The organism is Streptomyces sp. NPDC018031, from assembly GCF_044327625.1.
GTDB lineage: Bacteria > Actinomycetota > Actinomycetes > Streptomycetales > Streptomycetaceae > Streptomyces.
Map to the genome: position 1 here is coordinate 65,966 of NZ_JBIRFT010000023.1, position 12,538 is coordinate 78,503.

A 12,538-nucleotide genomic window follows, 5' to 3' on the forward strand; every position below is an offset into this window, starting at 1 on the left:
CGGGAAACCGGGCCGGATCGGCCCGGTTCCGCGGCGGCGCCCGGCCGGTCCGGGGGCGGTGCGGCGGGCCGCGGGTCAGCCGCCGAGCTGGTTGGCGGTGTGCACCGCCCGCAGCACCGCCGCCGCCTTGTTGCGGCACTCCGCGTCCTCGGCGGCCGGATCGGAGTCGGCCACCACCCCGGCCCCGGCCTGCACGTACGCGGTGCCGTCCCGCAGCAGCGCGGTGCGGATGGCGATCGCGGTGTCCGCGTCCCCGGCGAAGTCGAGGTAGCCGACGCAGCCGCCGTACAGGCCGCGCCGGGTGGGCTCCAGCTCCTCGATGATCTGCATGGCGCGCGGCTTGGGGGCGCCGGAGAGGGTGCCCGCCGGGAAGCACGCGGTCAGCACGTCGAAGGCGGTGCGGTCGGCGGCGACCGTTCCGGTGACGGTCGAGACGATGTGCATCACATGGCTGTAGCGCTCGATCGACATGAAGTCGACCACCTCGACGCTGCCCGGCTCGCAGACCCGGCCCAGGTCGTTGCGGCCGAGGTCGACCAGCATCAGGTGCTCGGCGCGCTCCTTGGGGTCGGCGAGCAGTTCGTCGGCGAGCGCCGCGTCGGCCTGCGGGGTGGCGCCGCGCGGCCGGGTGCCGGCGATGGGGTGCAGCATCGCGCGGCCCTCCTCGACCTTGACCAGCGCCTCCGGGCTGGAGCCGACGACGTCGAAGGCGGTGCCGTTCTCGTCGGGGAACCGGAACAGGTACATGTACGGGCTGGGGTTGGTGGCCCGCAGCACCCGGTAGACGTCGAGCGCGCCGGCCGTGCAGGGCGTTTCGAACCGCTGCGAGGGGACCACCTGGAACGCCTCGCCGGCCCGGATGCGCTCCTTGATGTCGTCGACGGCGGCCTGGTAGTCGGCACCGCCCCAGGAGGTGGTGAAGGCGGGGAGTTCGGACGGCGGCAGGGCGGCCGGAGCGGTGGGCACCGGACGCGCCAGGTCCGCGGTCATGGCGTCCAGCCGGGCCACCGCGTCGGCGTACGCCTCGTCCACCCCGGTGTCGAGGTCGTTGTGGTTGATGGCGTTGGCGATCAGCAGGACGGTGCCGTCCCAGTGGTCCAGGACGGCGAGGTCCGAGGTGAGCAGCATGGTCAGCTCGGGCAGGCGCAGTTCGTCGCGGCCGCTGTCCCCGATGCGCTCCAGCCGGCGGACGATGTCGTAGCCGAGGTAGCCGACCATGCCGCCGGTGAAGGGCGGTGTCCCGCCGAGCACCTCGGCCAGGTCGCGCGGGGTGTGCAGGGCCTCCACGGTGGCGCGCAGGGCGTCCAGCGGGTCGCCGTCGGTGGGGACGCCGACCGGCGGGGTGCCCAGCCAGTGGGCGCGGCCGTCCCGTTCGGTGAGGGTGGCGGCGCTGCGCACGCCGATGAAGGAGTAGCGGGACCAGGAGCGCCCGTTCTCGGCGGACTCCAGCAGGAAGGTGCCCGGGCGCTCGCCGGCGAGCTTGCGGTACAGGCCCACCGGGGTGTCGCCGTCGGCGAGCAGCCTGCGGCTGACCGGGATGACGCGGCGGTCGGCCGCCAGCTTGCGGAAGGTGTCGAGATCCAAGGTGGCTTCCCCGGGGGTCGTCGCCGTCATGGCGCGGAGCCTACTGCGCGAGCGGCAGCTCGTCGGAATCGAAACAGGTGCGGTCCCCGGTGTGGCAGGCGGCGCCCACCTGGTCCACCTTGACCAGGATGGTGTCCGCGTCGCAGTCCAGGGCCACCGACTTGACGTGCTGGACGTGGCCGGAGGTGTCGCCCTTGACCCAGTACTCCCGCCGGCTGCGGCTCCAGTAGGTGCAGCGGCCGGTGGTGAGGGTGCGATGGAGTGCCTCGTCGTCCATCCAGCCGAGCATGAGCACCTCGCCGGTGTCGTACTGCTGGGCGATGGCGGGGACCAGGCCGTCGGCGGTGCGCTTGAGGCGCGCGGCGAGGGCCGGTTCGAGGGGGGAGGACCCCGGGGCGGGCGGGGTCGCGGGGCGGTCGGAGCCGGTCATGCGCCCATTCTGCCCGGTCGGCGGGGTGGCCGGAGCGGACGGCCGACTGGTGGACGGGCGCGGGGCCGGCCGGGGCCGGCGCGCGGCGGGGCGGTCACGCCCGGCGGGGACCGGTCGCCCGGCGGTGGGCCGGCCGGGGCCATGGGGCATGCTTCGGTCATGACGTCTCCGCCTCCGTCGAACCACTTCGGTCCTCCCGGCAGCGGTGGCTTCGGGCCGCCACCGGCCGACGCCGGTGGCGGGTCCGGGCCGCAGGGTTTCGGCCCGCACGGCTTCGGGCCGCACGGTTCGTCCGGTTCTCCGGGGTTCGGGCCGCCGGTCCCGCCGGCCGGGTTCGGGCCGGCCGGTTCCGGGCCGCCGCCCCGCCCGCCCCGCCGCGGCGGGCTGCGGGTGGCGCTGCTGGTGACCGGCGGGGTGGTGGCGGCGGTCCTGGTGGCGGGCGGGGCGGGCCTCGCCCTGCGGGGTGGTGACGACGGGGGGAAGGACCCGGCGGCCGGCAAGTCCTCCGCCACGCCCTCGGCGAGTGCGTCCGGTTCCGCGTCGCCGCGTACGCCCACCACCGAGCCGTCGGGCAGCGAGGACCCGGGGCGGGGCGCGCCGCTGGGCGGCGGGCCGGGGCAGTCCGAGGAGGACGGGCCGGAACCCTCGTCCTCCGCCTCCGCCACCGGGCCGTCCGACGTGGTGCCGTACGTGGTGCTCAAGCCCGGCCAGTGCTTCGACCACCCCGGGCTGGACAGTTCGGTGAGCCGGGTGGAGGTCCGGTCCTGCGACGGCCCGCACGACGGCGAGATCATCGCCAACGAGACGCTGACCGGGACCTTCGACACCGAGGAGGAGATACGGACCAAGGCGCTGGAGCTGTGCCGGGCGGACGCGGCGAAGCGCCTGGACGGCGCCTCCCCGGACCGCACGTACTACTACTACGCGCTCTACCCGGCCCGTGACACCTACACCTACCAGGGCCGGGACCAGGTGTCCTGCTCGCTGACGCTGAGCGCCGAGCCGGACGGTCCGAAGCTGTCGGAGCCGCTGCCCGGCTGACCCCGCGGCGGCCGGTGGGCGGGTGCACCGGCCACCGGCGGTCCAGCCGGTCGCCGGATCCCGCCGCCGTGGCGGGATGTTGTCACCGGGGTGAGCGAAGCGGGGGTCCGGACCGCGCCATCTTCCGCCGCGGATGGCTGGTGCCCGCGCCCGGCACCGTGTTACTCCTAGGTAACACGGTGGCGGGCGGCACCGCGGAGCCTGCGGGAGGGCAGCATGGGCGGCGACCAGGGCACGATCGTGTTCGGCGGCACCCCGCTGCGCCAGCGGCTGTTCACCTCCGTACACGATCTCGCCACCCTCGTCCTCGACGAACTCGTCGAACGGGTCCCGGTGTACCGGCGGCTGCCGGCCGAGCAGCTGCGCACCGACATCAGCCACACCGTCGAGCAGAGCATCCGCACCTTCGCCGAGGTGCTCGACACCGGTGAGCTGCCCGGCCCCGAGCAGCTCGCCGGGCTCCGGGAGTCTGCGGCCAAGCGGGCGGAGGACGGAGTGCCGCTGGACGCGGTGCTCAGCGCCTACCACCTGGGTGCCCAGATCTGCCTGGACCGCATGGCCCCCACCGCCGAACCGACCGACCTGGGCGCGGTCTTCGCCACCAACCGGCTGGTGCTGCAGTACCTGCACCTGATGACGTCCGCCGCCTCGGCCGGCTACGCCCAGGAGCGGCAGGCCGCGTTCGGGGACGAGCACTCCGCCCGGCAGTCGCTGCTGGCGGCGCTGCTCGACGGCACCCCGGCGCGGGAGGCGGCGCGGCGGGCGGGCATCCGGCTGCCCGCCTGCTATCTGGCGCTGGGGCTGCGGATCGGGCCGCACCAGGACGAGCTGCGGCCCGGCATCGACGCCACGGTGGCGGCCCGGCGGAAGCTGCGCCGGGCGCGGGTGGAGCTGGAGCGGCACGTGGCCGGGGTGGTGCTCTCCATGCTCTCCTCGGACGGCGGCGTGGCGCTGGTGCCGCGGGAGACCGCGTGTGCCGAGCTGACCGGCAAGGACTGGGACTGGCTGGCCGCGGTGGTGCGGTACATGAGCCAGGTGGCCGGCGCCGAGATCTGGGCCGGAGCGGTGGCCACCGCGCCGGACGGGGTGGCGGAGGCCGCCCGGGTGGCGGGGCAGGTGTGCGAGGTGGCGACGGTCTTCGACCGGCGGCCGGGCCTGTACCGGCTGGCGGACGTCGCCCTGGAGTACCAGCTCACCCGCCCCGGCCCGGCCCGGGAGGAGCTGGCCGCGCTGCTGGCGCCGCTGGCCGGGAAGCCGGAGCTGCTGGAGACGCTGCGGGTGTTCATGGCGGGCCCGGTCGACCGCCGGCAGGCCGCCGCCGCGCTCCAGGTGCATCCCAACACCGTCGACTACCGGCTGCGGAAGGTGGCGGCGCTCACCGGGCTGGACACCAGCCGGCCGGCCGACCTGCCGACGATCCGGGCGGCGCTCATCGCGCACCGCGTTTGTGCCGGGTAACAAGAGTCCGGGGCCAACTTTATGATTCGGAATACTTCCCGGTAACCACACCGCTGTTACCTTGTTTTGACAGACGGTCAGCCTTTCCGTGAATTCTCACGATCGGCTCGGCGTCCGCACCTCCTCCCACAAAACATTCCGGCGGCCCGACGAATGTGCCCTGTTTCGGCAATGCGTTCCGCCGGAAATTCCTGGAAGCTGGAGCATTCCATGCAGAGAGCGTGCAAGCGCGTCCGGCCGGTACGCGGGGTCCGGCGCTGGCTGGCCGCGGCCGGCGCGGCGCTGGCCATGGCCGCCACCGCGGTCACCGGCGCGGCGCCCGCCCGGGCCGACGAGCCGCGGTACCCGGAGGGCGACCTGGGCACCGCGGTGTCCAACTACCTCTTCAGCCCCGGCGCGGTGGCCGGCGCCAACGACTGGCGGTGCCGGCCGAGCGCCGCGCACCCCGACCCGGTGGTGCTGGTCCACGGCACCGGCGCCAACCTGGGCGCGAACTGGGTGAAGCTCGCCCCCATGCTGGCCAACCAGGGGTACTGCGTCTTCGCCTTCAACTACGGCATGAACCACCTGTCCCTCGGCCGCATCGGCGGGCTGGCCGACATCGGCGACTCGGCGCGCACCATGGACGCCTTCGTGGACAAGGTGCTGGCCGCCACCGGGGCGCGGAAGGTCGACGTGGTCGGCCACTCGCAGGGCGGCATGATGCCGCACCACTACCTCAAGCGGCTGGGCGGCGCGGGCAAGGTGGACACCCTGGTGGCCCTCGGCCCGACCAACCACGGCACCACGCTCAGCGGCCTGGTGAACCTCGGTGAGGCGCTGGGCATCCTCGGCTTCGCCAACGACTTCTTCGATGTGGTGGGTCTGCCCGGACTGCACCAGCAGGAAGTGAATTCCGACTTCCAGAAGAATCTCTGGCAGGACGGCGACACCGTTCCCGGAACCCGTTATGTGGTGATCGCGAGCAAGCACGATGCCGTCGCCACCCCGTACACGAACTCATTCCTCCGGGGCGGCGACGTCACCAACATCACGCTGCAGGACCAGTGCCCGGACAACCCCGTCGGCCACGTCGGGCTGTTCCTGGACGGTCCCACCATGCAGAACGTCCTGAACGTGCTGGGTCCGAACGACCCGAACTTCAAGCCCCGCTGCACGGACTACGGCCCCGGGGTCTGACCCGGGCGTGCCACCGGTCCGGCTGCCCGGGCCCGGCCCGCGGTACGGCCCCCCGCCCGGGGGCCGTACCGCGGGCCTTCCGGCGCTCCCGGCTCGGGCGCGGCGCCGTGGGCGGGCGCGGCGCCGTGGCCGGGTCCGGCGGCCGGTCGTACGCTGGCCGACATGTCGACCCACGCCAAGCGCGAACGACTGCTCCTCGCCGATCTGCTGGAGGCCTCCGGCCCGCAGGCCCCGACCCTCTGCGACGACTGGACGACCCGTGACCTCGCCGCCCACCTGGTGGTCCGCGAGCGGCGCGCGGACGCGGCCGGAGGGCTGCTGGTCAAGCCGCTGGCGGCGCGGCTGGAGCGGGTCCAGGCCGAGTTCACCGCCAAGCCCTACGAGGAACTGATCCAGCTGATCCGCACCGGACCGCCCCGGTTCTCCCCGTTCGCCCTCAAGCAGGTCGACGAGGCCGCGAACACCGTGGAGTTCTTCGTGCACGGCGAGGACGTGCGCCGGGCCCAGCCGGACTGGACGCCCCGCCCCGTCGACCCGGTCCTCGCCGACGCGCTGTGGTCCCGGATCGAGCGCGCCGGGCGGCTGTTCACCCGGCGGTCCCCGGTCGGCCTGGTGCTGCGTCGCCCCGACGGCCGCACCGCGGTCGCCCACCGCGGCACACCGGTGGTGACCCTCACCGCCGAGCCGGGCGAACTGCTGCTGTTCCTGTACGGCCGCCAGGACGCGGCCCGGGTCGAGGTGGACGGCGACAAGGAGGCCGTGGCCCGGCTGCGCGAGGCCGACCTGGGGCTGTGAACCCCGGCGCGGCCCGGTCGGCCCGGGCCGCGCCGGAACCGGGTCAGCGGACCGGGTGGCCCGCCTCCCGCAGGGCGTCCTTGACCTGGCCGATGCGCAGGTCGCCGAAGTGGAAGACGGAGGCGGCCAGCACCGCGTCGGCGCCGGCGTCGACGGCGGGGCCGAAGTCGGCGAGCCGGCCCGCGCCACCGCTGGCGATCACCGGGACGGTGACGTGCTTGCGCACCGCGGCGATCATCTCGGTGTCGTAGCCGTCCTTGGTGCCGTCCGCGTCCATGGAGTTCAGCAGGATCTCCCCGGCGCCCAGCTCGGCCGCCCGGTGCGCCCACTCGACGGCGTCGATCCCGGTGCCGCGCCGGCCGCCGTGGGTGGTCACCTCGTAGCCGCTGGGCGTGGTGGCGGCTCCCTCCGGGGTGCGGCGGGCGTCCACCGAGAGCACCAGGACCTGGCGGCCGAAGCGCTCGGCGATCTCCTGGATGAGTTCGGGCCGGGCGATGGCGGCGGTGTTCACGCCGACCTTGTCCGCCCCGGCGCGCAGCAGCCGGTCCACGTCCTCGGCGGTGCGGACGCCGCCGCCGACGGTGAGCGGGATGAAGACCTGCTCGGCGGTGCGGCGCACCACGTCGTAGGTGGTCTCCCGGTTGCCGGAGGAGGCGGTGATGTCGAGGAACGTCAGCTCGTCCGCCCCCTCGGCGCCGTAGATCCGGGCCATTTCGACCGGGTCGCCGGCGTCGCGGAGGTTCTGGAAGTTGACACCCTTGACGACCCGGCCGTTGTCCACGTCCAGGCAGGGGATGACTCGGACCGCCAGGGTCATGATGTGCTTGCTCCTCGATAGGCTTCCACTTCCACCTCGACCAGGACGCGCGAGTCGGCGAACCGGGAGACCACCACCATGGTGGCGGCGGGACGCACGGCGCCGAACAGCTCCTTGTGGGCGCGGCCCACCGCTTCCACGTCCCGGAGGTGGGTCAGGTACATACGGGTACGGATCACGGCCTCGGCGCCGAGGCCGAACCCGTCCAGGGCGGTCAGCGCGTTCCCGAACGCCGCCAGCGCCTGCTCGTAGGGGTCCCCCTCGCCCTGGAGCACCGTTCCGGTGAAGGGCATGGTGCCGGCGACGAGGACCCGGTCGCCCGCCGCCACCGCGCGCGCCGAGCCGATCGCTTCTTCCCAGGGGCTGTCGGACTGCGTACGCTGCACGGCTTCGGTCATCGGGACACGGCCTCCAGGGCTTCTTCGAGGGTGAACGCCTTGGCGTAGAGCGCCTTGCCCACAATGGCACCTTCGACGCCCTGCGGCACCAGACTCGCGAGGGCGCGCAGGTCGTCAAGGGACGAAACGCCGCCGGAGGCGACGACCGGCTTGTCGGTGGCCGCGCACACGTCCCGGAGCAGCTGCAGGTTCGGGCCCTGGAGGGTGCCGTCCTTGGCGATGTCGGTCACCACGTAGCGGGCGCAGCCCTCGGAGTCGAGGCGGGCCAGCGTCTCGTACAGGTCGCCGCCGTCCCGGGTCCAGCCGCGGCCGCGCAGGGTGGTGCCGCGGACGTCGAGCCCGACGGCGATCTTGTCCCCGTGCTCGGCGATCACCTTGGCGACCCACTCGGGGGTCTCCAGTGCGGCGGTGCCGAGGTTGACCCGGGTGCAGCCGGTGGCCAGGGCGGCGGCGAGCGTGTCGTCGTCGCGGATGCCGCCGGACAGCTCCACCTTGATGTCCATGGCCCCGGCGACCTCGGCGATCAGCGCGCGGTTGTCGCCGGTGCCGAAGGCGGCGTCGAGGTCGACCAGGTGCAGCCACTCGGCCCCGGCGCGCTGCCAGGTGAGGGCCGCCTCCAGGGGCGAGCCGTAGGAGGTCTCGGTGCCGGACTCACCGTGCACGAGGCGGACGGCCTGGCCGTCCCGGACGTCGACGGCGGGGAGGAGTTCGAGCTTGCTCATCTGGGCGGTCCTAGGAGGTGGTGGGAGGAGAGGGGGCGCGGGGCCGGGCGCCGCGGGCGGGACCCGGCCGCGGCGGCCTACAGCGTGGCGAGCCAGTTGGTCAGCAGCCGGGCTCCGGTGTCACCGGACTTCTCCGGGTGGAACTGGGTGGCCCACAGCGGCCCGTTCTCGACGGCGGCGACGAAGGGTTCGCCGTGCGTCGCCCAGGTCACCTGGGGGGCGCTCATGCCCGGGTTGACGCTCTCCAGCTCCCATCCGTGCACCGCGTAGGAGTGCACGAAGTAGTAGCGGGCGTCCGCGTCGAGTCCGGCGAACAGCCGCGAGTCCGCGGGGGCCTGAACGGTGTTCCAGCCCATGTGCGGGACGACCGGGGCGCGCAGCGGGCCGACCGTGCCGGGCCACTCGTCCAGGCCCTCGGTCTCCTCGCCGTGCTCGATGCCGCGGGCGAAGAGGATCTGCATGCCGACGCAGATCCCCATGACCGGGCGGCCGCCGGACAGCCGGCGGCCCACCACCCAGTCGCCGCGGGCCTCGCGCAGTCCGCGCATGCAGGCCGCGAACGCGCCGACACCGGGCACCAGCAGCCCGTCGGCGTTCATGGCCCTGTCGTAGTCCCGGGTGATCTCGACGTCGGCGCCGACGTGGGCCAGGGCCCGCTCGGCGGAGCGGACGTTGCCGAAGCCGTAGTCGAAGACCACGACCTTCTTGGCGCTCAACTCCACACCTCCAGTCGCATGATCCCGGCGATCAGCGACATCCCGGCGCCGATGCCGAGCAGGGTGACGATGCTCTTGGACATGCCCTGCTTGACGAAGGAGATCACACCGCCGAGCAGGAACAGGCCGAGGACGATGAAGAGCGTGGCCGTGCCGTTCACAGGGCACCCTTCGTGGAGGGGAGGATTCCGGCCGCGCGCGGGTCGCGCTCGCTGGCGTAGCGCAGCGCACGGGCGAGGGCCTTGAACTGGCACTCGACGATGTGGTGGGCGTTGCGCCCGTAGGGGACGTGCACGTGCAGGGCGATCTGCGCCTGGGCGACGAAGGACTCCAGGATGTGCCGGGTCATCGTGGTGTCGTAGGCGCCGATCATCGGGGCCATGTTCTCCGGCTCGGTGTGCACCAGGTAGGGGCGGCCGGAGAGGTCGACGGTCACCTGGGCGAGGGACTCGTCCAGCGGCACGGTGCAGTTGCCGAACCGGTAGATGCCCACCTTGTCGCCGAGTGCCTGCCGGAAGGCGGCGCCCAGCGCGAGGGCGGTGTCCTCGATGGTGTGGTGGCTGTCGATGTGCAGGTCGCCGTCGGTCTTGACGGTGAGGTCGAACAGCCCGTGGCGGCCGAGCTGGTCGAGCATGTGGTCGTAGAAGCCGACGCCCGTGGACACCTCCACCCGGCCGGTGCCGTCGAGGTCGATCTCGACCAGGACGGAGGTCTCCTTGGTGGTGCGCTCGACCCTGCCGACGCGTCCTTCGCTAACCATGGTGCTGGTGCTCCTTCGGGGGCGTGGGGCCGTCCCCCACGGAGTTCTCGGGGTTCTCGGGGTTCCCGGTCGCGGGATCCGGCCGGCCCGCCGGCCTCAGCTCGACGGAGCCGAGGATGTCGCCGACGGCGTCCAGGAACGCGTCGTTCTCGGACGGGGTGCCAGCGGTGACGCGCAGCCAGCCGGGCACTCCGTTGTCCCGGACCAGGACGCCCCGGTCCAGCAGGGCCTGCCAGGCCCGGTGGCTGTCCGCGAAGCGCCCGAACTGCACGAAGTTGGCGTCCGAGTCGGTGACCTGGACGCCGAGCCCGCGCAGCCCGGTGACCAGGCGGTCCCGCTCGTCCTTGAGCTGTTCGACGTACTTCAGCAGCGTATCGGTGTGCTCCAGGGCGGCGAGCGCGGTGGCCTGGGTGACCGCGGACAGGTGGTACGGCAGCCGGACCAGCTGCACCGCGTCGACGACGGCGGGGTCGGCGGCGAGATAGCCCAGCCGCAGCCCGGCGGCGCCGAACGCCTTGGACATGGTGCGGGTGACCACCAGGTGGCTGCGGCCTTCGATGAGCGGCAGCAGCGAGGGGTGGTGGCTGAACTCGCCGTACGCCTCGTCCACCACCACCATCGACGGCTTCGCCGCCTGCGCCGCCTCGTACAGCGCGAGGACGGTGGCCGCCTCGACGGCGGTGCCGGTGGGGTTGTTCGGCGAGGTGACGAAGACGATGTCGGGGCGGTGCGCGGCGATGGCCGCGCAGGCCGCGTCCACGTCGACGGTGAAGTCCTCGTTGCGCGGTCCGGAGATCCAGCCGGTTCCGGTGCCGCGGGCGATCAGCGCGTGCATCGAGTACGAGGGCTCGAAGCCGATGGCGGTCCGGCCCGGCCCGCCGAAGGTCTGCAGCAGCTGCTGGAGCACCTCGTTGGAGCCGTTCGCGGCCCACACCTGGGCCGGCCCGACCTGGTGCCCGGCGGTCCGGGACAGGTAGTGGGCCAGCTCGGTGCGGAGCTCGACGGCGTCCCGGTCCGGGTAGCGGTTGAGGTGGCGGGCGGCGTCGGCGACCCGCTCCGCGATCCGGGCGACCAGCGGCTCGGGCAGCGGGTAGGGGTTCTCGTTGGTGTTCAGGCGGACGGGCACGTCGAGCTGCGGCGCACCGTACGGGGACTTGCCGCGCAGCTCGTCCCTGATGGGGAGGTCTTCCCAGGGGGAGGCGGAGTTACCGGTCACTGGTCTTGCGGAACCTTCCCGTCGCTGTGCCGCTCCTGTCCGTCTCCGGCGAAGCGTGCCTGCAGGGCGGCGCCGTGCGCCGGCAGGTCCTCGGCCTCGGCGAGCGTCACCACGTGGTGGGTGACCTCGGCCAGCGCGTCCCGGCTGTAGTCGACGACGTGGATGCCGCGCAGGAACGACTGCACGGACAGGCCGGAGGAGTGGCAGGCGCAGCCGCCGGTGGGCAGCACGTGGTTGGAGCCGGCGCAGTAGTCGCCGAGCGACACCGGGGAGTAGGGGCCGACGAAGACCGCGCCCGCGTTCCGCACCCGGGCGGCGACCTCGGAGGCGTTCTCGGTCTGGATCTCCAGGTGCTCGGCGGCGTAGGCGTCCACCACGGCCAGGCCCTGGTCGAGGTCGTCCACGAGGACGATGCCGGACTGCCGCCCGGCCAGCGCCTCGGTGATCCGCTCACGGTGCCTGGCGGCGGCGACCTGGGTCTTCAGCTCGGCCTCGACCGCCTCGGCGAGCGCCGTGGAGGGGGTGACCAGGACCGCGGCCGCGAGCGTGTCGTGCTCGGCCTGGCTGATCAGGTCGGCGGCCACGTGCGCGGGGTCGGCGGTGTCGTCGGCGAGGATCGCGATCTCGGTCGGGCCGGCCTCGGCGTCGATCCCGATGCGGCCCTTGAGCAGGCGCTTGGCGGCCGCCACCCAGATGTTCCCGGGGCCGGTGACCAGCTGGGCCGGGCGGCACTCCTCGGTGCCGTAGGCGAACATGGCGATGGCCTGGGCGCCGCCGGCCGCGTACACCTCGTCGACGCCGAGCAGGGCGCAGGCGGCGAGGATGGTGGGGTGCGGCAGGCCGTCGAAGTCGGCTTGCGGCGGCGAGGAGACGGCGAGCGAGCCGACCCCGGCCTCCTGCGCGGGCACCACGTTCATCACCACGGAGGACGGGTAGACGGCGTTTCCGCCGGGGACGTACAGCCCGACCCGGTCCACCGGCACCCAGCGCTCGGTGACCGTGCCGCCGGGGACGACCGTCACGGTCTTGTCGGTGCGCCGCTGCTCGCGGTGGACCAGCCGGGCGCGCCGGATGGACTCCTCCAGGGCGGCGCGCACCGCCGGGTCCAGCTGCACCAGGGCGCGTTCGATCGCCTCGGGGGCCACCCGGACCCTGGTGATCCGCACACCGTCGAACCGCTCCGCGTAGTCGATCAGCGCCGCGGTGCCGCGATGATGCACGTCGTCGCAGATGGGCCGCACCTTCTCCAGGGCGGCCTCGACGTCGAGCTCGGCACGGGGCAGCAGGTCGCGGTCGATGCCGCCGCCGGGGGAACCCTCGGGGCGGACGGCACCGCGCAGATCGATTCGGGAGATCACGCAGCCAATTGTCTCAGACCGTCCAGGGGGCCGGTGCCGCGTATCAGTGAGTGATACGCACCCC

The 12,538-nt window shown here is 73.6% G+C and carries 13 protein-coding genes and 1 pseudogene; 4 read left to right on the forward strand and 10 right to left on the reverse strand.

Annotated features, from left to right (window positions below; genetic code table 11):
- Window positions 1–75 precede the first annotated feature (75 nt).
- Complete coding sequence (locus ACH4B3_RS31340; RefSeq protein ID WP_398468639.1) at window positions 76–1,614, reverse strand: anthranilate synthase component I; 1,539 nt, start codon at window positions 1,612–1,614, stop codon at window positions 76–78.
- 10 nt (window positions 1,615–1,624) lie between these two features.
- On the reverse strand, window positions 1,625–2,014 hold the full coding sequence (gene hisI, locus ACH4B3_RS31345) for a phosphoribosyl-AMP cyclohydrolase (protein WP_398468641.1): 390 nt from the start codon (window positions 2,012–2,014) through the stop codon (window positions 1,625–1,627).
- Window positions 2,015–2,173: 159 nt separating this feature from the next.
- On the opposite strand from hisI, the gene ACH4B3_RS31350 reads away from it, so the two are divergent.
- The 4 genes from ACH4B3_RS31350 to ACH4B3_RS31365 all read left to right on the forward strand — a co-directional run bounded on the left by ACH4B3_RS31350 (window position 2,174) and on the right by ACH4B3_RS31365 (window position 6,487).
- Window positions 2,174–3,055, forward strand: a complete 882-nt coding sequence (locus tag ACH4B3_RS31350) for a hypothetical protein (protein WP_398468643.1) — start codon at window positions 2,174–2,176, stop codon at window positions 3,053–3,055.
- 216 nt (window positions 3,056–3,271) lie between these two features.
- Window positions 3,272–4,513 (forward strand): PucR family transcriptional regulator, encoded by a 1,242-nt coding sequence (locus ACH4B3_RS31355; protein ID WP_398468645.1) that lies wholly within the window; start codon window positions 3,272–3,274, stop codon window positions 4,511–4,513.
- Between the two features lie 210 nt (window positions 4,514–4,723).
- Window positions 4,724–5,692, forward strand: a complete 969-nt coding sequence (locus ACH4B3_RS31360) for an esterase/lipase family protein (protein ID WP_398468647.1) — start codon at window positions 4,724–4,726, stop codon at window positions 5,690–5,692.
- Between the two features lie 162 nt (window positions 5,693–5,854).
- Window positions 5,855–6,487 (forward strand): TIGR03085 family metal-binding protein, encoded by a 633-nt coding sequence (locus ACH4B3_RS31365; protein ID WP_398468648.1) that lies wholly within the window; start codon window positions 5,855–5,857, stop codon window positions 6,485–6,487.
- Between the two features lie 43 nt (window positions 6,488–6,530).
- Here ACH4B3_RS31365 and hisF read toward each other — a convergent pair whose 3' ends face one another.
- From hisF to hisD, 8 genes and pseudogenes are all read right to left on the reverse strand, one after another.
- Window positions 6,531–7,304: an imidazole glycerol phosphate synthase subunit HisF gene (gene hisF / locus ACH4B3_RS31370; protein ID WP_398468650.1), complete on the reverse strand. Its 774-nt coding sequence runs from the start codon at window positions 7,302–7,304 to the stop codon at window positions 6,531–6,533.
- Complete coding sequence (locus tag ACH4B3_RS31375; protein WP_398468652.1) at window positions 7,301–7,702, reverse strand: RidA family protein; 402 nt, start codon at window positions 7,700–7,702, stop codon at window positions 7,301–7,303. Before ACH4B3_RS31375 ends, hisF begins: the two co-directional genes overlap by 4 nt.
- Window positions 7,699–8,424, reverse strand: a complete 726-nt coding sequence (gene priA, locus ACH4B3_RS31380; RefSeq protein WP_398468654.1) for a bifunctional 1-(5-phosphoribosyl)-5-((5-phosphoribosylamino)methylideneamino)imidazole-4-carboxamide isomerase/phosphoribosylanthranilate isomerase PriA — start codon at window positions 8,422–8,424, stop codon at window positions 7,699–7,701. Before priA ends, ACH4B3_RS31375 begins: the two co-directional genes overlap by 4 nt.
- A 77-nt stretch (window positions 8,425–8,501) precedes the next feature.
- Complete coding sequence (hisH, locus tag ACH4B3_RS31385) at window positions 8,502–9,140, reverse strand: imidazole glycerol phosphate synthase subunit HisH (RefSeq protein ID WP_398468656.1); 639 nt, start codon at window positions 9,138–9,140, stop codon at window positions 8,502–8,504.
- Window positions 9,137–9,301: a hypothetical protein gene (locus tag ACH4B3_RS31390; protein WP_398468658.1), complete on the reverse strand. Its 165-nt coding sequence runs from the start codon at window positions 9,299–9,301 to the stop codon at window positions 9,137–9,139. Before ACH4B3_RS31390 ends, hisH begins: the two co-directional genes overlap by 4 nt.
- A complete protein-coding gene (hisB, locus tag ACH4B3_RS31395; RefSeq protein WP_398468660.1) occupies window positions 9,298–9,900 on the reverse strand; it encodes an imidazoleglycerol-phosphate dehydratase HisB in 603 nt (200 codons plus the stop codon). The genes ACH4B3_RS31390 and hisB overlap by 4 nt, the downstream gene beginning before the upstream one ends.
- Window positions 9,901–10,015: 115 nt before the next feature.
- Window positions 10,016–11,116 (reverse strand): annotated as a pseudogene (locus tag ACH4B3_RS31400) (histidinol-phosphate transaminase); the annotation flags it as partial.
- On the reverse strand, window positions 11,113–12,474 hold the full coding sequence (hisD, locus tag ACH4B3_RS31405) for a histidinol dehydrogenase (protein ID WP_398468662.1): 1,362 nt from the start codon (window positions 12,472–12,474) through the stop codon (window positions 11,113–11,115). The pseudogene ACH4B3_RS31400 and the gene hisD, both read right to left, overlap by 4 nt.
- Window positions 12,475–12,538 lie beyond the last annotated feature (64 nt).

Coding starts and splice junctions, on each gene's coding strand:
- ACH4B3_RS31340 (WP_398468639.1), bottom strand. CDS start 1,614: ATGACGGCGACGACCCCCGGGGAAGCCACCTTGGATCTCGACACCTTC.
- hisI (WP_398468641.1), bottom strand. CDS start 2,014: ATGACCGGCTCCGACCGCCCCGCGACCCCGCCCGCCCCGGGGTCCTCC.
- ACH4B3_RS31350 (WP_398468643.1), top strand. CDS start 2,174: ATGACGTCTCCGCCTCCGTCGAACCACTTCGGTCCTCCCGGCAGCGGT.
- ACH4B3_RS31355 (WP_398468645.1), top strand. CDS start 3,272: ATGGGCGGCGACCAGGGCACGATCGTGTTCGGCGGCACCCCGCTGCGC.
- ACH4B3_RS31360 (WP_398468647.1), top strand. CDS start 4,724: ATGCAGAGAGCGTGCAAGCGCGTCCGGCCGGTACGCGGGGTCCGGCGC.
- ACH4B3_RS31365 (WP_398468648.1), top strand. CDS start 5,855: ATGTCGACCCACGCCAAGCGCGAACGACTGCTCCTCGCCGATCTGCTG.
- hisF (WP_398468650.1), bottom strand. CDS start 7,304: ATGACCCTGGCGGTCCGAGTCATCCCCTGCCTGGACGTGGACAACGGC.
- ACH4B3_RS31375 (WP_398468652.1), bottom strand. CDS start 7,702: ATGACCGAAGCCGTGCAGCGTACGCAGTCCGACAGCCCCTGGGAAGAA.
- priA (WP_398468654.1), bottom strand. CDS start 8,424: ATGAGCAAGCTCGAACTCCTCCCCGCCGTCGACGTCCGGGACGGCCAG.
- hisB (WP_398468660.1), bottom strand. CDS start 9,900: ATGGTTAGCGAAGGACGCGTCGGCAGGGTCGAGCGCACCACCAAGGAG.